Origin of the sequence: Tepidiforma sp., assembly GCF_034433535.1 — a bacterium.
Taxonomy (GTDB): domain Bacteria; phylum Chloroflexota; class Dehalococcoidia; order Tepidiformales; family Tepidiformaceae; genus Tepidiforma.
This window is the reverse complement of sequence record NZ_DAOUAO010000133.1, coordinates 1-18,011: the sequence shown is the minus strand read 5'-3', so window position 1 is coordinate 18,011 and position 18,011 is coordinate 1. Positions and strand designations below refer to the sequence as shown.

Annotated in this window: 11 protein-coding genes and 2 pseudogenes; 7 read left to right on the top strand and 6 right to left on the bottom strand. The window is 69.4% G+C overall.

Going from position 1 to position 18,011, the window contains the following annotated elements; translation table 11 throughout:
- Positions 1–3: 3 nt before the first annotated feature.
- The 3 genes from VAE46_RS07345 to VAE46_RS07335 form a co-directional block, all read right to left on the bottom strand.
- Positions 4–2,880: a DUF1156 domain-containing protein gene (locus VAE46_RS07345; protein ID WP_322796274.1), complete on the bottom strand. Its 2,877-nt coding sequence runs from the start codon at positions 2,878–2,880 to the stop codon at positions 4–6.
- Complete coding sequence (locus VAE46_RS07340; RefSeq protein ID WP_322796273.1) at positions 2,877–6,377, bottom strand: helicase-related protein; 3,501 nt, start codon at positions 6,375–6,377, stop codon at positions 2,877–2,879. Before VAE46_RS07340 ends, VAE46_RS07345 begins: the two co-directional genes overlap by 4 nt.
- A gap of 1,130 nt (positions 6,378–7,507) precedes the next feature.
- The gene (locus tag VAE46_RS07335; RefSeq protein WP_322796272.1) at positions 7,508–7,678 is read right to left on the bottom strand and encodes a hypothetical protein; all 171 of its coding nucleotides are present in this window, start codon (positions 7,676–7,678) and stop codon (positions 7,508–7,510) included.
- Between the two features lie 393 nt (positions 7,679–8,071).
- On the opposite strand from VAE46_RS07335, the pseudogene VAE46_RS13550 reads away from it, so the two are divergent.
- The 7 genes and pseudogenes from VAE46_RS13550 to VAE46_RS07305 all read left to right on the top strand — a co-directional run.
- Positions 8,072–8,323 (top strand): annotated as a pseudogene (locus VAE46_RS13550) (zinc ribbon domain-containing protein); the annotation flags it as partial.
- A gap of 81 nt (positions 8,324–8,404) precedes the next feature.
- Positions 8,405–9,040, top strand: coding sequence for a hypothetical protein (locus tag VAE46_RS07330; protein ID WP_322796271.1), 636 nt, complete (start codon positions 8,405–8,407; stop codon positions 9,038–9,040).
- Positions 9,041–9,096: 56 nt separating this feature from the next.
- A pseudogene (locus VAE46_RS07325) lies at positions 9,097–9,270 on the top strand (N-acetyltransferase); the annotation flags it as partial.
- 41 nt (positions 9,271–9,311) lie between these two features.
- Entirely contained in the window at positions 9,312–11,030 is a 1,719-nt protein-coding gene (locus VAE46_RS07320; RefSeq protein ID WP_322796269.1) for a helix-turn-helix transcriptional regulator, read from the top strand.
- A 97-nt stretch (positions 11,031–11,127) separates the two neighbouring features.
- Positions 11,128–12,303: an acyl-CoA dehydrogenase family protein gene (locus VAE46_RS07315; RefSeq protein ID WP_322796268.1), complete on the top strand. Its 1,176-nt coding sequence runs from the start codon at positions 11,128–11,130 to the stop codon at positions 12,301–12,303.
- Between the two features lie 235 nt (positions 12,304–12,538).
- Positions 12,539–14,977 carry a hypothetical protein gene (locus VAE46_RS07310; protein WP_322796267.1) on the top strand — a complete coding sequence of 813 codons (2,439 nt, stop codon included), beginning with the start codon at positions 12,539–12,541 and terminating at the stop codon, positions 14,975–14,977.
- A 77-nt stretch (positions 14,978–15,054) separates the two neighbouring features.
- Positions 15,055–15,486 (top strand): YbaN family protein, encoded by a 432-nt coding sequence (locus VAE46_RS07305; RefSeq protein ID WP_322796266.1) that lies wholly within the window; start codon positions 15,055–15,057, stop codon positions 15,484–15,486.
- Positions 15,487–15,502: 16 nt separating this feature from the next.
- Here the strand turns inward: VAE46_RS07305 and VAE46_RS07300 are convergent, their stop codons facing one another.
- From VAE46_RS07300 to VAE46_RS07290, 3 genes are all read right to left on the bottom strand, one after another.
- Positions 15,503–15,967 (bottom strand): EVE domain-containing protein, encoded by a 465-nt coding sequence (locus VAE46_RS07300; RefSeq protein WP_322796265.1) that lies wholly within the window; start codon positions 15,965–15,967, stop codon positions 15,503–15,505.
- A 5-nt stretch (positions 15,968–15,972) separates the two neighbouring features.
- Positions 15,973–17,079 (bottom strand): bifunctional diaminohydroxyphosphoribosylaminopyrimidine deaminase/5-amino-6-(5-phosphoribosylamino)uracil reductase RibD, encoded by a 1,107-nt coding sequence (ribD, locus tag VAE46_RS07295; protein ID WP_322796264.1) that lies wholly within the window; start codon positions 17,077–17,079, stop codon positions 15,973–15,975.
- Positions 17,080–17,178: 99 nt separating this feature from the next.
- Positions 17,179–17,961 (bottom strand): alpha/beta hydrolase, encoded by a 783-nt coding sequence (locus VAE46_RS07290; protein ID WP_322796263.1) that lies wholly within the window; start codon positions 17,959–17,961, stop codon positions 17,179–17,181.
- Positions 17,962–18,011: the final 50 nt, after the last annotated feature.

Genomic DNA, 18,011 nt, shown 5'->3' with positions numbered 1-18,011 from the left:
GTCTCAAACGAGGCGCGCCTGGGTGCCCTCGCGCAGGCGCGCGGCGAGCCGCTGGATCTCCTGCCAAGAGGCATCCAGCGCATTGAAGAGCAGCCCATCGGCGGGGCGCCTGCGCGCGTCGGCGTAGGTATACAGCCAGACCGCCAGCTCACGGGCACGGGCGGTGACCCCTTCGCCCAGCTCATGCGCGAGCGCCGCCGCGCCCTGTTCTCCTTCTTCCTGCAGGGTAACCGCGAGCCGGAGGCAGGCCTCCCAGGCGCTGCCGCCGAACGGCCGCGCCAGGCCCGCCACTCCCACGGGATAGGCGGAGGGCTCCACCAGCCGCGCCCTGCCCTTCTCCGCCTCCAGCAGGTGCGATTCCTCGAGGCGGTTCACGCCCACGTTCTGGGCGCGCGCCAGCTTCAGGGCCTCATCGTACGGGGCCTCCTCGAAGCCGAACTGGGCGTAGAAATCGATGCAGAAGCGGGTGGGCGCATCGAATTGCGCCGCCCGCTCCGCCCGGTAGGCCGCGACCGCCTCGCCGATATCCTGGAGGGCTTCCCGCACCGTCACCGGCTGGCCATCCTGCCGGAGGACCGCGCGGTAGCGGGAGTAGGCGGCCATGCCCGGCCCGATCGCCGCCTGGGCGAGGTCGACCGGGGCCATGCCGCCGGCCACCATCACGGGCAGGGCCTCGGCGATTGCCGCCCGCAGGGCTGCCAGGTACTCCGCCCGGGTGGCGGTCGGCGCATCGGCCGGGCGCGGACGGCAGACGAGGACGATGCTGGAGGCAAGGGCGTTGGTGCCCGAGCCGATCATGCGATTGCCAAGCTCGGTACGCATCGGCCAGGTGCCGCTGATGCCGAAGCCCGCGCGGATCACGGCGTCGAGAAAGGTCTCCCAGCCGGTGCTCGCGGTGCCTGCCTCCGTTTCGCTCTCCGATTGCTTGAAGGCGTAGTAGATGGTGACGGGAAACGCGGGGTGCGCCTGCTCGGCAAGGCGCTGCATCGCTTTCGTCATACCGTTGAGGAAGAACGCTTCGGCTTTCTCCTTGCTGCCGTGACGGTACGGCGTGGCGACCAGCTCCTCGGCCTTGGGCACCGCGACGGTGGCGAAGAGGTCCGGAAAGACGGGCTTCAGCGAACGGCGAAGCCAAACGTAGAAGAAATCCGACAGGTCCGCGTAGCCGATATTGTCGTAGTAGGGAGGGTCGGTAGACACGAGCTTGCCGGCGCTCACATTTTGTGTGCATGCATCTTGGTTCGCGACTAGGCCGTTCGGCACCACTGGCGTCTCAATGAGAAACTTCTCAACCCACTCAAGAAGCGCCGAGAAATTGCCCGTTGAAGCCGAGAAAGGATTCCCCTCGGCGTAATCCCAAGTCATTGGTAGCGCTTGTCGGCCGAAGGTATTTCGGATCTTTGTGAACCCACTATCCCACCCACTGATCGTTGATGACCGATCGGTTAGTCTGTCGACGCCAAGTGCCAAATACACCCCCACCGCCTCGGCGTAGGCCGTCGCGCCGGTGCCGCCGTCGCGCAGCGGCACGCGGTCGTCGGGCAGGCCCGCGGCGACGGCATCGCGCTTCACCAGCGCCATCGCCTCGCCCACGAGGTCCGAGAACGTCGTCAGCGCCACGAGCTGGCGCGGGGTGAAGAGGTCGCCCCACGTCGTGAGGCCGTACGGCACACAAGTTCCGCCCGTGAGTCGCGCGGGGACGTCACCTTCCGGCCTCCACTCCGGCTTCGCCTCGCGCGCCACCGCCTCGTGCTCCGGCGTGGGCGCCAGATACACGCGCCCGCGCTCGCCCTCGGCCACAATTGCCATCATGCGCGCGCCCATTCGCCCGGCCCGCCCCTCGGCCTTGATGTAGTCGCCCTCGATCGGCGTTCCCGACATCACGCACCGGAAATTCGCCCCGCGCGCGAGCTTCGTCCCGCTCTTCGCCGCCTCCGCGTCCCTGGGCTTGCCCACCTTCACCGTAAACCGGTAGCCGCCATTCTCGATGACGGGCTCGACATAGGCCTCCTTGCCCGCCTTCGTCGAGAGCATGAACGTCGACGCCAGCGGCACCTCGACCTCTGCGAAGGCCGGGTTCGGGCTCTTCACCGTGCGCGCCCACAGCCACGCGATCACGGTGAGCTTCTTGCCCACGTAGGGCAAAAGATCCGCCCGTCCCTCGGCCATCTCCGCCGTGACCTCGATCTTCGGATAGAGATGCCCGATGCGCTTCTCGGCCTCGTCGCGCATCCACTTGCCGTAGTGGCGCACATCCTCGGCGAGGCCCTGCGCGCCCTTCCACTCGCGCGCGAAGAGCTGCTTGTCGCTGCGCGATTCCGGATTCACCGGCGGCTTGCCCGCGAACTTCGGTGGGATCTCGATCATCGCCTTGTTGATGAGCACCGCGACCGGGTTGAGGTCACTGGCGTAGGCCTCGAGCCCGAGCCGCTGCGCCTCGAGCGGCAGCGCGCCGCCGCCGGCGAAGGGGTCGTGGAAGGCAGGGAGCTTTTCCGGGTCGAAGAGCTCGGCGGCGCGGGGGTGGTCGCGGTTATCGGCGCAGGCCCGGCGCCAGCTCTTCCAAATTTCGTCGCGCGCTTGCTGGAGGACGGTCTCGTTGGTGGTGTTCTCCCAGAGGACGAGCTGCTCGATGAGGCGGAAGAGGCGCTGGCGCTCGGCCTCCTGCGCCTCCGAAGTGGGGAACTCCTCCGGGCAGGCCGAGGGGTCGTCGACCATCTGGGCGAAGATGACGGCGCGCGCCGCGGCGAGCGGCCGCCGCGCCCACCAGAGGTGCAGCGTCGAGGGGTGCCCGTGGCGGATGGATTTTTCGCGGGAAGCGGCAGCGTTGATCGCGTCCAGCGGGAGGGCGGCTTCGATGAGTTTCTTGCGGGTGCGGGTCATGCGGGGGCCTCGGCAGCGTTCTTACGCAGTTCGTGGAGATTCAGGTTCTGGCTGGCCATCGCGAACGACCAGTCGCCGGCGAGCGGGTCCTGGTACATTTCGACGTCCACGGCGCGGTCGCCATCGACCGTGACCACGGCCAGCCAGAACTGGTCGCGCATGTTGAGGCAGGTAAGCAGCTCATTCCGGGTGATGCAAACCGTCGAAGCGCCGGGGCGCCGGCCCTTGACCTCGATGAAGCGAAGCCGGCCATCGGGCTCGCGGCTTTCGATGTCCCAGCCGCGGTTATGGGCGCTGACATCGATGGGTTCGCGGCCGGCGGCGCGCTCGTGCTCCATCACGCAGGCCATGGCGACCGCCTCGACCCGGCCGGTTTCGCGCGGCGGCGCGAGGGGGTCGCCGGGCGAGGCCGGGCGGAGCGCGGATTCCGGAATGACGAATGCCGCGCCCTGCACCAGGGGCGGCCGGGGCCGCACCTCGCGCTCGAGCTTCAGGCGCTCCAACCGCTCGCCGAGCCGGCGCTCGAGGTCGTCGCGGCGCTGTGCGGCGTTCTGGCTGCTCAGGCGGGTTTTCTTGCCGACCTCTTCCATCTCCCGCAGCTCTATGGCGCGGTGGTCCCAATACTGGATGGCCGCCGTCAGCCGCTGCTTCACCGCCGCCATGGTCCGGTCGACCTGCCGCTGGCGCTGCCCGGCAACTTCTTTGAAATTGTGGTCCACCACGGTGCGAAGGGCGAAGTCTGTGGCCAGCTCCTCGAGGTTGTCGGCAGTCCATACGGTCGCGAGCAGGGCACGCGCCGCGGCCTCTTCGCCCTCGGCGAGCGGGCGGTAATCGAGGTACGGCGCGGCACCGGCGGAAGTTGCGTTGCCGCTGTCGTCGACCTCGATGTAGTCCATCCTGCGGGAGATGACCCGGGGACTGCCGTCGGCGTTGGTCACGCCATCGACAAGGGTGCTTTCGACCGCGAACATGACGCGCGGGCGGTCGCGCTCGGCTGCGGGGTCGACGAGGATGGTGCCGCGCGCGAGGGCGTCGCGGTGGCGCTCCAGGATGAGGTCGATGACGGCGCGCAGGAGCGGATGGCCCGGCGCGATGAAGGTGGCCTGGGGTTTTCCGTCGAGGTGGATGTTGGCGCGGTCGAAGCAGATGCGTTCGTAGCGCTCCATGACCGGGGCGCCCCGGCCGATGATTCGGTCGCGGCGGCGCAGCTCGGCCGGCACATGGGTGACCTGGTAGCGCCCCGGCTCGCGCGGGTTGATGGACCCGCCCAGCCGCCGGAACGCCTCAACGAAGAACGATTCGACGAAGTGGGGGACGAGGCGGCGGGCCTCGGCGCGGTCCATCTCGTCGCGCAGTTCGCGCAGGCGGGAGGCCGCAAGGGTCGTGGCGTCGAGCGAGCGCTCCTCCAACAGCCTGCGCAGGAGGGCGGGGTCCCACTGTGATTCGATTTTCTTCTCGAGGTACTGGCGAGCTTCCTCGGTGGAGTTGTATCGAATTGCTTCGAGCATGAGGTTTTTGAGGGAGACCTCGGTGAAGACGCGGCCCAGCACGTCGAACACCTTCCCGCCCAGAGCGTCCCGTTCTTCTTCGAGCTTTTCAAAGAGGCGCTGGTAGACGGCGCCTTCGCGGGTCTGATAGGCAACCAGGTTCCAGAGGTGGCACACCTCGCGTTGCCCGAAGCGGTGGATGCGTCCGAAGCGCTGTTCGAGACGGTTCGGATTCCAGGGCAGGTCGTAGTTGACCATCAGGTGGGCACGCTGGAGGTTGATGCCCTCCCCGGCGGCGTCGGTGGCGACCAGGACGATTGCGTCGGGGTCGTTCACGAATCGCTCCTGAGCCTTCTGGCGCTCCTCGCGCAGCAGGCCGCCATGGATTGCGACCACTGCCTCGCTCCGGCCGAGGAAGTCGCGGATGCGCTGGACCAGGTAGTCGAGGGTGTCGCGGTGCTCGGTGAAGATGACGAGCTTCCGGCGGCCTCCGCCGGTTTCGAACATCTCGGGGAATTCCAGGACTTCCCGCAGCTTGTCCCACTTGCGGTCGACCTTGCTTTCCCGCACGGCCTTCGCGAGGGTCGCCAGGCGCCGAAGGCTTTTCACCTCGGCCTCAAGCTCCTCGACCGTCCGGGCGGCGGTTGCCTGGTCGACGATCTCCTGCGTCTCGCTCTCCGGCTCCTCCTCGAGGTCTGCCTCGAGGTCCTCAGGGTCGGCGGCACGCAGCAGGCGCTCGATGGCTTCGCTGCGCTCGGCTTCTGCCACCCGGCGCGTCTGCCTGGCTTCTTCCAGCTCATGCTCCAGCCGCCGCAGGCGCCGCTTGAGGGACTCATGAATTGCTGCCGGGGAGGAGGCCATCCGCCGCTGCAGGAGGGTGAGGGCGAACCCGACAACCCGGCCGCGCCCGTTCCCCTCGCTCAGGAGGCGGTCCGCCCGATTCATCTCCTCGGCGACGTAGTGGGTGACCTGTTCATAGAGAAGTGCTTCTTGGTCCGAAAGCTCGTAGTTCACCGTGTACGCCCGGCGCTCCGGGAAGAGCGGATGACCGTCGAAGTCGACCAGCTCCTCTTTGAGCATGCGCCGCATCATGTCGGACACATCGGCCTGGCGCGGCCCCAGCTGGAGTTGACTCTCAAAGCGGTCGCCATCGAGCAGAGCCATGAACAGCTGGAAGTCTTCGTCCCGTCCGCGGTGGGGCGTTGCTGTCATGAGCAAGAAGTGGCGAGCCTTTCGGCTGAGCAGTTCCCCGAGCCGGTAGCGAGCCGTCCGCTTGATTTCGTCCTGGTAATACTGGGCGCTCATCTTGTGCGCCTCATCGACAATTACGAGGTCCCAGTCGTCGGCTGCATTAAGGCGGGCCATGTTGTCGTCCTGCTTGAGCAGGTCGATACGGCTGATGACCAGGTTGCGCTCGCTGAACGGGTTGTTGGAAACCGAGGATTCGATTTCCGCGCGGCCTACGAGGTCAAAGCGGAGGTCGAACTTGGAGCTGAGTTCGTCCTGCCACTGCTCGCCGAGGTTTGCCGGGCAGACGATGAGGCAGCGTTCGATGTCGCCGCGCAGCATGAGCTCGCGGATGAGCAGGCCGGCCATGATGGTCTTGCCGGCGCCGGGGTCATCCGCGAGGAGGAAGCGCAAGGGCTGCCTCGGCAGCATCGCCTGGTACACCGCTGCGATTTGATGGGGAAGCGGCTCGACGTTCGAGGTGTGCAATCCCAGCATCGGGTCGAACATCCAGGCGAGCTGAATCCTGCGCGCCTCGGAGGCGAGCCGAAACAGGTCGCCGTTGCTGTCGAAAGCCCAGGCTGTCGGAGCCTCGACCAGCTGCAATGTGGGGAGCTGATGCTGGTAGACAATTTGGTCACCGACTTTGCCGGACCGCTCGACACGGTAGACCACTGTGGCGATGGTTCCGCCGTGGTGTTTCACGCTCACGATGACGACGGTTTCGCCGGGCACGAGTCCTTCGACCCGCGCACCCGGTACGAGGTCGGCAAGTCGCTCCATGTGAAGGCCTCCTGAGGGGCGCCATCATACCGCCGGCCCCCAGGTCTTCGAAACCAGCCCGAGGAAGACGACAGGACCTGTCGTTGCGCAGCCGCAGCACCAACCACCGTTGCGCGGAACTGGAGGAGACAGCCCGGGAATGCACTTCCGACGAACACCTGCTGGCGAACGTGGGTCGCCGAGCCGGGCGCCCCGTTTCCCGGCTGTGCGGAGCTTCCCGGGCGCGGCTGGTGTCTCGCCGCCCTGTGCCCCATCCGGCGGCCGGGCCATGCACGGGCGGCGGAGCAGCCGGCGCGGGATGTGCTGTGGCCTGTCGGAAGTCCGTTGGTCCGGGAACACGAGACCGCCTGGAGCCGGGCAGAACTCCCGAGGACGGTCTTCGGCACTGACATCTCTCCTGTGGCCAAGCGCGGCTTCCGCAAGGGGCAGGACCCGCCATTCGGCTCACTGCATCGAGCAGCCGAGCGTCGTTGCCGGGGTTCGCTGCAGTGACGGTCACTGACGCCCGGAGGCGCGGGCACGCTCAGCCGGAGCGTGTCGAACTCCTGAGCAACGAAGCACAGCCCCTGTGCCAGTGCCTTCTGCGTTCAAGGCAGACGGATGGGCGTGCTGGTCCCCAGCCCGGGCCTCCTGTTCATTGACCGGGGCTGGTCAAGCGCTGAAGGCCTTGCTCCGGCGCATGGTTCTCGCCAGGCTGGGTCGGTGGGGCTCCCGGGAACGGGAGACCTGAGCGTTGTGGCGCGGGATGCGGGGAGGTCTTGGGATTTCCTGGGACCGGCGTGTGAGCAGGTTGGTTGCGCAGGCGGACACGCTTCGTGGGGGAGTTGGTGTCGTCGGAGACGGGCGCCGGGTCGTCAGTCTAGCGAATCGCGGGGGACGACAGCGGCTGCGCGATTGCGAGACGGTTAGGCTCAGCGAGAACTTCGAGGATGCCCGACGGGGACTGGAGGTGGCGCAGTGCTGCTCCAGCCCGCCTTGGGCCCGGCAAGGCTGGGCGGCGATGAGAGCTCGACGTCGAGCTCAGCCACCACCCGGCTGCACCGGGCCGGGGAATGACAAGCGGGGAGGTGTTCGCGGAGCCACGCACCGCTGGTCGGCGAGGAGATGCTGTCCCGGTCACGGCAGAGGTTTCAGGCAGGACACACCCTGTCGTAGAGCTCACGGATGAGGATGAGACATCCTCGCGCGTCCCCGGCGTCGCGGAAGCGGGCGACCGGGACCTGCCAGCGATATCTGCCGAGAGCCGGGGCCTCCATGCTGGGGCTGCGTTGCTTCAGCCAGTCGCGATGAATGGTGTCCACCCGGAAAAGCGTGCCTTTTTCGGGACTCCCTCACGGCACAGGCGGTGCTTCGCACGCCGGCGCTGCGGCGAGGGGAGGGGATGACAGCCTCGTTGCCAGACTGCTCGGTGGTGGCCGGGTCCTCCCATCGGCTGCCCACGCCGGCCGGCGGCCAGGAGCGCGATGAACGATGCCTGCCGGTTCCGCCCTGCCGAATGGCGCCGGGCATTGGGTTGAGGCTACGACACGCCAAGCAGGACGCCGCCAGCGCAGCACCACCAGCCCCAGCCCCCTGGAGAGGCGTTCCCTCCCGCTGGAATACGGGGCCCGGGCTTGTGCGGTACTCTTCCGGGCCGTTTGACCGAATCCCTTCCCCCGTTCGCCCCTGCCTCGCCCCTGGCGGTTGGGCAGACCATGTCGCTCATGAGCTCCAAAGCCGAATCTCCCGAAGACAGACCAGAGCCAATCGCGCCGGCCGGTGGCGCCTGCCCCGCGTGCGGGGCGGCCACTGCCCCGGGGGCGAAGTTCTGCGGCCAGTGTGGCGAGGCCCTGGTCCCGGCGTCTCCAGCGCCCGCCGCAACCTCGCCGGCTCCGCAGCCGACGGCGTGTCCCGCCTGCGGGGCAATGAACGCGCCGGGGGCGAAGTTTTGCCGCCAGTGCGGTGCTGCTCTCGGCGCAGCGAGCGGAAGTCCTGCGACTCCCCCGGGCAGCAGCCGCCGGGCCCGCCGTCCCGGCCGCCTGGCGCCGGTGGCGTTCTTTGCGCTGCTCGTCGTTGGCGGCGTGTCCGGGCTGCTCCTCCTGTTCCGGGGTGACGGGACCCCACCCGGCAGCGGCGACCAGCGCCAGTCCCGGGTCGAGCAGCTCGGCCCCGCCCCGGGGCCCGGACCGAACGGCCTCGGTCAGCACCCGCCCATCCGCCTCATTCACCCTTCCGGAGCCCGCGCAACCGTGCCGCCCGGTGAGATCCTCTACACCGACCACCTGGACTTCCAGCAGGGCCCCCCGCCGCCCTCGAGCCCGGCATGGAGGTTCTATGGCTCCACCTACGTCCTCGTCTCCGGCACGGGCGTCGTCCACGCCGACCCCATCGAGGTGGAACTGCCCCGCGCCGGGGCGGGCGATGGCGCTTCGGTGGTCATCCTCGCCCCGTCCGGCGCGTGGCAGCCGCTGCCGACCAACCCCGCCGGCGGCTTCCTCCGCGCCGCCGTCGGCGGGGCCCCCGCGCCATGGGTCGTGGCCGTGGCCGAACCGGTAGCCGTAGCCATGCCCCCAGGGCTGGAGCCGTCCCGGCTCGCCGATTTCGAGCGGCTAGCGTTCACCGACCCGGCCGCCTGGCGGGAGGAGGCCCGCGCATGGCTCGAAGCCAACCCCCCGGCCCGATGAGCCCGAGGAAGAAGCGGCGCGGCCCCCTGAGCAGCTCCTGGCATCCAGCAGCGCGGCTCGCGGCGCTGGCGCTGGAGCGGGGCTGTGCGCGGCTGGAGTGCTCGGTCCTGGACTGGAACGCGCCGGCTATCGGCTTCTACCGGTCGCTGGGGGCGGTCCCGATGGAGGAGTGGACGACGTACCGGCTCACGGGTGAGGCGCTGGAGCGGCTGGGGCGCGGGGAGGGGTAGGGGCGGGCCACGGCCGGAGGCAGAGAGTTAGAATTTGCGGCATGCCGGCTGCGTGGCTGCTGGAGGCGCGCGAGGCGTACGACCGGCGGGCCCGGCGGGCATCCCGTGATGCCTACCGGGCCCACGGTTTCACCGCATCGCTCGCATTCGATGACTTTGAGCGGCTGGCTGCCGCGAACCACCTGCTGGGTGATGAGCAGGAGAGCCGTGAGGCGCTCGTCCGAGGGTACCGCCGGGCAATTGAGCTAGAGGACCTGCGCCGGGCCGTGCGGTTCGCCTTTTTCCTCGGGCACGGGATGATGTTTACCGGGGAGTTCGCCCAGGCAAACGGGTGGTTTGGCCGCGCGAGGGGTTTGCTCACAGACTGCGGGACGGACTGCGTCGAGTGGGGGTATCTCTTGATCCCGGAGGGTGTCGAGGCGCTGGGGTCCGGCGATGCGGGGGCCGCATGCGAAGCATTTACTGCGGCCGCTGCTTATGGGCGCCGCTATGCGGACTCGAGCCTCCTGGCTGCTGCCGGCCACGGGCGGGGACGGGCGCTGCTGCGGCTCGGGCACCTGGACGAAGGGATGGCGGCGCTCGATGAGGCGATGGTCGCTGTGGGCGCGGGCGAAGTTTCTCCGCTGCTGGTCGGCCACATCTTTTGTGGCGTCCTGGAAGCGTGCCAGGAGGTGCTCGACGTGCGGCGAGCCCAGGAGTGGACGGCGGTCTTTTCGCGCTGGTGCGAGGGACAGGAGGACCTTGTGCCGTATCGTGCCCCATGCCTGGTGCACCGCATCGAGGTGATGCGCTGGAGGGGTGACTGGGCGGATGCGCTGGAGGAGGCGCGGCAGGCGTGTGATTGGCTGTCGCTGCCGTCCAGTCCGCAGGGGCATGGGGATGCGTTCTACCACCTGGGCGAGCTCTACCGGCTCCGGGGGGAAGGGAGCGCTGCGCAAGCTGCGTATCGCCAGGCGAGCCGACGCGGAAGGAGTCCGCAGCCAGGCCTGGCGTTGTTGTGGGCGGGCAGCGACCAGTTCGAAGCGGCGGAACGGGCGTTGCATTATGCGCTCGGAGAGACCGAGCCCGACAGGCCGATGGGCGATTGGGAGCGGCTGATTCGGCTCGCGCGCAGGGCGGAGCTGCAGAGCGCCTATGTGGACGTCCTGCTGCGGATGGGGGACGTGGTGGGCGCCAGGAGCGTTGTGAGCGAGCTGGCCGAGGTTGCGGCGGCGGTCGATTCGCTCCCGGTACGAGCGCTCCGGGACCGCGCAGCCGGGAGCGTGGCTCTGGCTGAGGGGCGACCTCAGGAGTCGCTGGCGCCGCTGCGCCGTTCGTGGGCGGCCTGGCAGCAGCTCGAGGCCCCATACGAGGGCGCCAGGGTTCGGGTGCTGATTGGGCGGGCGTACCGGGCACTCGGTGACGACCAGTCGGCCGCAATGGAGTTCGACGCGGCGCGCTGGGTGTTTGAACGATTGGGCGCGGCGCCAGACCTGAAGGCCCTGCGGGCGGATGCGGGCGAGGCTTGGGAAGAGGGTCGAGGCATGCTCACGCCTCGCGAGGTGGACGTCTTGAGGCTGATTGCCAGCGGAGAGACTAATAAGGAAGTGGCGGCGACGCTGGTTATCAGCGAACACACGGTCGCGCGGCACGTCCAGAATATGATGGCGAAGCTGGGTGTCGGTTCACGAGCGGGCCTGGCGGCGTACGCGGTCCGAAGCGGGCTGGCAATGCCGGGGCATGGTGAAAAATCACCACACCGTCCCGGGCAGGTTGGTTGATTTTCTGGAAGGCAGGGGCGGCGAGGGCTCGTACCGTGTGGGCAGCGCCGGGCCGTCCCGGGGGCGGTGCGGCGACTTCGCTGGGGGATGACATCAGATGACGGCAACAGCAGTTACACCGCGTGACCTTGTCGGGCCGGTGGCCATGGACATCCGCGGGGCAGCAGCCCAGGCCGAAGCCGAACGTCGGCTGCCGCGTGCGCTGATGAGCAAGCTGAAGGATGCGGGGCTGTTCTCCATCTATACGCCCCGCGGGTTTGGGGGACTGGAACTCGCGCTGCCGGAGGCGCTCGCAGTCGTGGAAGAGGTCGCGCGCCATGACGGGTCGACGGGCTGGACGGTCGCGCTCGGGGTGGCGAATGGGTACTTCACCACGGTACTTGGCAGGGAGGCTGCGGCACGGGTGCTGGGAGGGGGCGGGACGCTCATCGCCGGGGCACCGGCGTTCGGGGTGCGCGCGGTGAGAGTACCGGGAGGGTATCGGCTGACGGGCCGCTGGTCGTTTAACAGCGGGGCGCCAAACGCGGACTGGATCGGGGCGCCGGCGCCGGTGTTCGAGGGCGAGGCGCCGGTGATGGATGACCACGGTCAGCCCGAGCTGGTGTTCTTTTTCATCACACCGTCGGAGGCGGAGATTATCGATACGTGGCACGTGACGGGCCTTCGGGCGAGCGGAACCCAGGACCTGTACGTGGAGGATGTGTTCGTCTCCGAGGAGATGACGGGGGACATCGAACTCCCTGCTGGGCCGAAGCCAGTGTGGGAAACCCCGCTCGCCCGGATGCCGCTGTTCTCGCTGCTCCACCTGGCGCAGTCGCCGCCGGTGTGCCTTGGGCTCGCGCGGCGGGCGATTGAGGAGTTCCGGGCGCTGGCGATGGCGAAGCCGGTTCCGTTCAGCGGGGCGCGCCTGTTCGAAACGGTACAGGCGCAGGCTGGCCTGGCGCGGGCGGAGGCGCTGGTTCGGTCGGCGCGCGGCTACTGGTACGGGGAGGTTCGGCCGCTTTGGGAGCGCGTTGAGCGCGGGGCGGAGTTGTCGACAGAGCTGTTGTGCGATGTGCGGCTGGCCTCGCTGCTGGCGGTTGAGAGCTGCACCGATGCCGTCGGTCTGCTGTACCGTCTGAGCGGCACAAGCGCGATCTTCCAGACTTCGCCGCTGGAGCGCTGCTGGAGGGATATTCACACCGCGGCGCAGCACCTCGGGGTGCAGGATGGGCGCTGGGAAACGACCGGCCGGGTGTTGTTTGGGATGGTGCCGGGCAGCCCGCTGGTGTAGGGCGACGCACGCTGGGGGTGAAGGGACGGGCAGCGCCGCTCTTCGGAAGGGGCCGCTTGCTCGACACCTCCCGGGGATTGCAGGCGAGGACACCTTTCTGCCCGAGGCTTGCGGTTGGGCTACCACGCGGTGGTATAGTGGCCAGCGGTGCCGGCGGGGTCGCGGCTGCATTGTCATGCCGCGGGCATCGCCTGACTCGCCGAGCCGAGACTGCGCGCTGGAGGACGGTCGAGCTTTGACCGAGCCGCTCCAGGTCGGCCAGTTCGCGATCGTGGATCACGAACCGGTCGACCGCGGACCGAACGCCGGGGTGTTCCACGGGCGCGGTCCGGCTGATGACAGGGTCGAGCTGTTTGTGGTTGCCGAGGGAACGACTCCCGCGGGGGAGGCGTTCGCGGGTCATGTCGTCTCTGCGCTGGGACAGGCGCTGCAGAACCTCGACATGAGCCTGACCGGGGTGCTGCGGCGGCTGTTCGCCGAGGCCGAGCGGGTCGTCGCGGACTGGAACCGCAGGAGCATCGCGCACCACCGGGTTTCGCTGGGCATGAGCTGCCTCGCGCGGCGCGGGACGCAGGTGGTGCTGGCCCAGGCGGGTCCGGCGGCTGCGGTGGTGGTGCACGGCGCATCGGCGGACGTGGTGCGGCCGGATGGGCCTTTCGCGCAGGCGATTGGAACCGGCGGGGCCGGACCTGTGCTGCGCCGGCTGGAGTTCGGGGCAGGCGACCGGGTGCTGCTGCTTTCGACGCCGGCCTTTGAAGCGGTCGATGAGGAGCTCTTGCTGGGCATTTCTCGGCTGCCGGCCGAGGACGTACTCCCGGACCTGTATCAGCGGGTGCGGCATTTGCGTCACCAGACGGTACTCCTGGTCACGGCGCCGGCGGACTGGCGCGGCGAGCGGCCGCGGGCCGAATCGGGTCGCGAGGGCGACCTCGCCGACCCGGTGATTGATGCGACCGGGCAGGCGCCACAGGAGCAGGCGGGCGGCTTGCCGATGTTCCAGCCGCGGCTCTTTGTCGACGAGGAGCGCGAGCATGACGTTGCCGCTGCTCGCCGGCAACTCGAGCGAATCCGCCCGCGGGAGGGGGTGGTGGCGGCGGTCCCGCAGATGGAGGAGGCGGTGCCGGCCCCGCTGGCGCGGGCTGCGGGGGATTCGGGACTGGTCCTTTCGCGGGTGGCGGAAGAGCGCCGGGCACGGGCGCAGCTGGCGGCGGCCGCGCCGATGCTGGGGAGTGGAGGAGCGCGGGTTCGGGGGACGGACCCCGGCAGCGCTGCCACCCAGGTGACAGGCCCGCTGCGGCGCAACCCGAGGTCAGAGAGCTTCACGCGAAAGCTTGGGGCGACCGAATCGGCGCGGCCGGGGCCGGCGTCGAGCGTGAGCGACCTGCCGCTGGTCAGCGAGCTGGCCGAGGAACGCCGGGCGCGGCCAGCGGGGGAGGGGCCTGCGGCGGCGTCGGTGGCACGCGAGTCAGGGCTGGCGGCCGGCGGGGGTTCGCTGGTGCGGGTTCGCACTTCGATGGGCGGCAGGTGGCGCGGGAGCGGGACGCTGAACCGCACCCGGGTTGCGGGGCATGCGCTCCCCCCGGCGTGGATGGTCATCCTCTCGGGGCTGGTGCTGCTGGCGGTGCTCGTCGGGGTGGTCACGCTGCCGGGGATGCTGCAACAGGACCGCGAGGGCGAGTACAGCACGCTGCTGAACGGCGCAGCCCAGAAGCTGGCGGTGGCGCAGGTGGTGACGGACCCGACCGAACGGCGGGAAGCGCTGGTGCAGGCGCAGGCAATGCTGTTGAAGGCGCGCGAAATCCAGGAGGGCGACCCGCAGGCCGAAACACTCTTCAACCAGGTCGCTGGGGCGCTCAACGAGATGGACCGGGTGGTTGAGCCGGCCGCGGTGGAGGTGGTGGCGACGCTCGACCGCCTAGGCGACAAGCCGGTTGCGCCGACTCGCATGGCGGTCGGCCCGGAGCACGTCTACCTGCTGGACGCGAACGGGCAGCAGGTGGTGGAGGTCGACCTCGTTGGCGGGGGCGCGCGCAGCGTGTTCGGCGAGACCAAGGAGGCGAACCGCGGGCGGCCGGTGGCAATCGCGCAGCTGGACGCGAACGACCGCGGGGTGCCCGCGCTGCTGGTACTCGATAGCGGCAACCGGCTCTGGACGTGGGAGGGCGGGGCCCTGAGCGCACTCGCGTTCAACGCGCCGGCGGGGCTGGCCGTGACGGATATGGCGGTGCGGGGGCGCGACCTGTACGTGTTGGACGCCGACCACCGTGCGGTGTATCGCTGGCAGCAGGAGCCCGACGGCTTCCCGAACCCGCCGCTCAAGGTGGTCGACTCGGCGGAACTGGCGAACGCACGCCGGCTGTTCGTGGATACGGACGTCCTGACGGTTGATGCCGATGGTACGGTCCGGCGCTTCCTGGCGGGCGGCGGCGTTCTGCGGCTTGCGCAAGCGGGCATCGACCGGAAGCTGGTTGCAGCCGAGACACCGCAGGCGATTTCGGATTCGGAGATTGCGATCCTGGACCCGGCGATCAGCCGGGTGGTGGTACTCCTGCGGGATGGGGCGTTCGCGCGGCAGTACCGGCACCCGGATTTCGACGGGGCGCGGGCATTCGCGGTGCGGGGGGAAGTGGCCTACCTGTTTAGCGGCAGCACCCTGCGGCGAATTACCTGGTAGGGACGGACGGGGAAGCATCAAGTCCCCGGGTTTCCGCTGCTGGCCGAACCTGAGTGTGGCATACTGTTCTTATCGTGATGGGAACTGAATTTCGCAGTCTGCCAGATTTGGCAGATTCCCCGGCGGTCCCCTCAGCCCACCGGGTGACCCGATGGGTGCTCGTAGGGCTCGGGAGCCTACTGGTGGGCATCGGCGTGCTGGGAATCTTCCTGCCGCTCCTGCCCTCGACCGTCTTCTTTCTCGGGGCGGCAGCGGCGTACGGGCGGAGCTCGCCGCGCGCGTACCGCTGGCTGACGACCAACCGCTGGTTCGGGCAGCACCTGCGGGACTACAAGGAGGAGCGGGGAGCCACGCTGGCCGCGAAGGCGTGGTCGATCGGGACGCTCTGGGCGGGGATTGGCGTCACCGAGGTGTTCTTCATCGAGGCGTGGTGGCTTCGCCTGGCGCTGCTGGGCGTTGCTGGCGCGGTCACGCTCCACCTGCTCACGCTGCGCACGATTCGACGTTGAGCTGAGGCCGGCCGGGTCAGGGGGCGGCAGCTGCGGAGCCGGCCGCGAGCTGCATATCGGCCAGGAGCAGGTCCATATCGGCCTGGGGAATTTCGTGGAGGTTGCCCTGGTAGGCGAGGGTCCAGTGCTGCCGGGGCCAGCGCTGCGTCCAGCTGAAGCGGTCGTGATAGGGTTCAGCGTCGAGCCAGCGGTCCTCGGGGAGGATAACGACGGGCTCAATCCCGGCGCGGTAGGGGTACAGTTCGTCGGGCTTCTTCGTGCTCTGCCAGATGCGGGTGTGCTCTTCGACGATGGGCGAGGTGACGCGACAGATGGCGGCGAACTGTTTTCGCCCGCTAATGTAGAAGGCGAGGAGGTCGCCGGGCTGGATAGCGTTGGCCATATTGCGGCGGGTGCTCTTGAAACCGTGGCGCTTAAACCCGAGGGAGCGGGTGGTTTCGAAGATCTCGGGGGAGCCGACGACGATCCAGTTGCGGGGCATGGGCGCTACTCCTGCGGTTGGGGGAGTGAGGGTTCCCAGTCACCAGTGTAGCCGCGGATGAGAACGTCCGGCGGCAGGGGCTCGACGGCGACGTTGCGGAGGGCGAAGGGTTCGAACGGTTCCCCGGCGAGGAGCGCGATGCCCGCTGGGCCGAGGATGCGCGGGCTGACGTAGGCGTGGACCTCATCGATGAGGCCGGAGGCGAAGCAGGAGGCGAGCACCGTCGGGCCGCCTTCGATGATGACCGACTGGATATTGCGCTGGCCGAGCGCGAGGCGAAGCTGCTCGAGGTTCACGCCACCCGGGGCGGGCTCAAGCTCGAGAACGGTGGCGCCGGCGGCGGTGATGCGCTCGCGCCATTCGCGGAGCGAACCGGGGGCGGTGGCGACGATGACCCGTCCGCCGGGCGCGAAGACGCGGGCATCCGGGGGCACGCGGCCGCGAGCATCGAGGATGACCCGGACCGGCTGGCGCTCGGCGGGGGCGCCGCCCGGGCGGGCGGTGAGGGCGGGGTCATCGGCGAGGACGGTGCCGGAGCCGACAAGGATGGCATCGACCCAGGCGCGGTCGGCGTGGACCCGTTCGCGGGCGGCTTCGCCGGTGAGCCAGGTGATGCCCGCGGCCGGCGCACCGACGCGTCCATCGAGGCTGACGGCGAACTTGGCGATGGTGTACGGCAGGCCGGTCTGGCGCCAGCGAAGGTAGGGGCGGAGGAGTTCCGCCGCCCGGGCGGCGCCATCGCCAACGGCGACCTGGACGCCCGCGGCACGGAGCCGCTGGACGCCGAGACCGCCGACGTGGGGATCCAACAGGGCGATGACGACACGGGCGACCCCGGCCTGGATGATGGCATCGGAGCAGGGCGGCGTGCGCTTGCCCTCGAAGGGGACGCAGGGCTCGAGGGTGCAGTAGAGCGTGGCGTCGCGGGCATCGACGCCGGCGAGCGCCTGCGCCTCGGCATGGGGCCCGCCGTAGGGTGCGGTTGCGCCAACGGCGAGGATTTCGCCGTGGCGGACGAGTACGGCTCCGACCCAGGGATTGGGTGAGGTTCGCCCGCGGGCTGAGGCGGCCGCCTCGAGGGCGCGCTGCATGAAGGGCGAGGGCGACTCCACAGGGACAGGGTAGCGCAATGACGGCGGAAGGCTGCGCGGGGGGCGCCGAACTGGCGCCCCCCGCGACCCCGGCGGATGCCATGCCCCGCCGCCGGAGCCTCAGTTCGGCTGAAGGAACCAGCTGCCGGCAATGGTGGCGAAGCGGCTGGGCTGTTCGAGATTCATGAGGTGGCCGGCATCGAGGATGGTCTTCGTTTCGGAGCGCGGGATGCGGGCCCGCCAGAGCTGCGCGTAGGCCGGCGGGACGATGCGGTCGCCACTACCGACGACGATCAGCGTGCGGGCGCGGATGCGCGGGAGTCGCCGGGCGACGCCAGTATCGGGGATGGGCCAGAGGAACCTGGCTGCGGCCTTCAGGTCCTTCATCTCCTGGATGTAGACCTCGAGGGGGTCGACCGTGCCGTCGCGAAGGATAAGGTTCTCGCGGCGGGCCGGGTCGGCGAAGAGGACTTCGGTGGCGCGCATGGGGTTCTGGGCGAAGGGGTCCTCGCCGCGGATGGCGTCGTCCCAAATGCCGATGGGGGCGGCGAGGACGAGGCGATTCACGCGTTCGGGGTGGATGGCAGCGAGTTCGGCAGCGATCCAGGCGCCGATGGAGTGGCCGAGGACGTGGACGCGCTCGAGGCCGAGGTGGTCGAGGAGGTCGATGTAGTGCAGGACGAGATCGAGGCCGGATTCGACATCATCGAGCCCGCAGGAGGGGCCCCACCCGGGGTGGTAGGGGGCGATGACCTCGAATTTGGTGGCGAGCTCGGCGATGGCGGGCTCCCAGCCCTGGAGGCCGGCGAGGTGGTGGAGGTAGAGGACGGGCTCACCAACACCACCGCGGAAGAGGTGGACGGGGGAGGTGCCGGGGCGAAGGGTGAGGGTGAGCTGTTCCATGGCAGAGGGCTCCGGTTCAGGTGGTGACGGGTGCGGAGATGGGGCGGGGG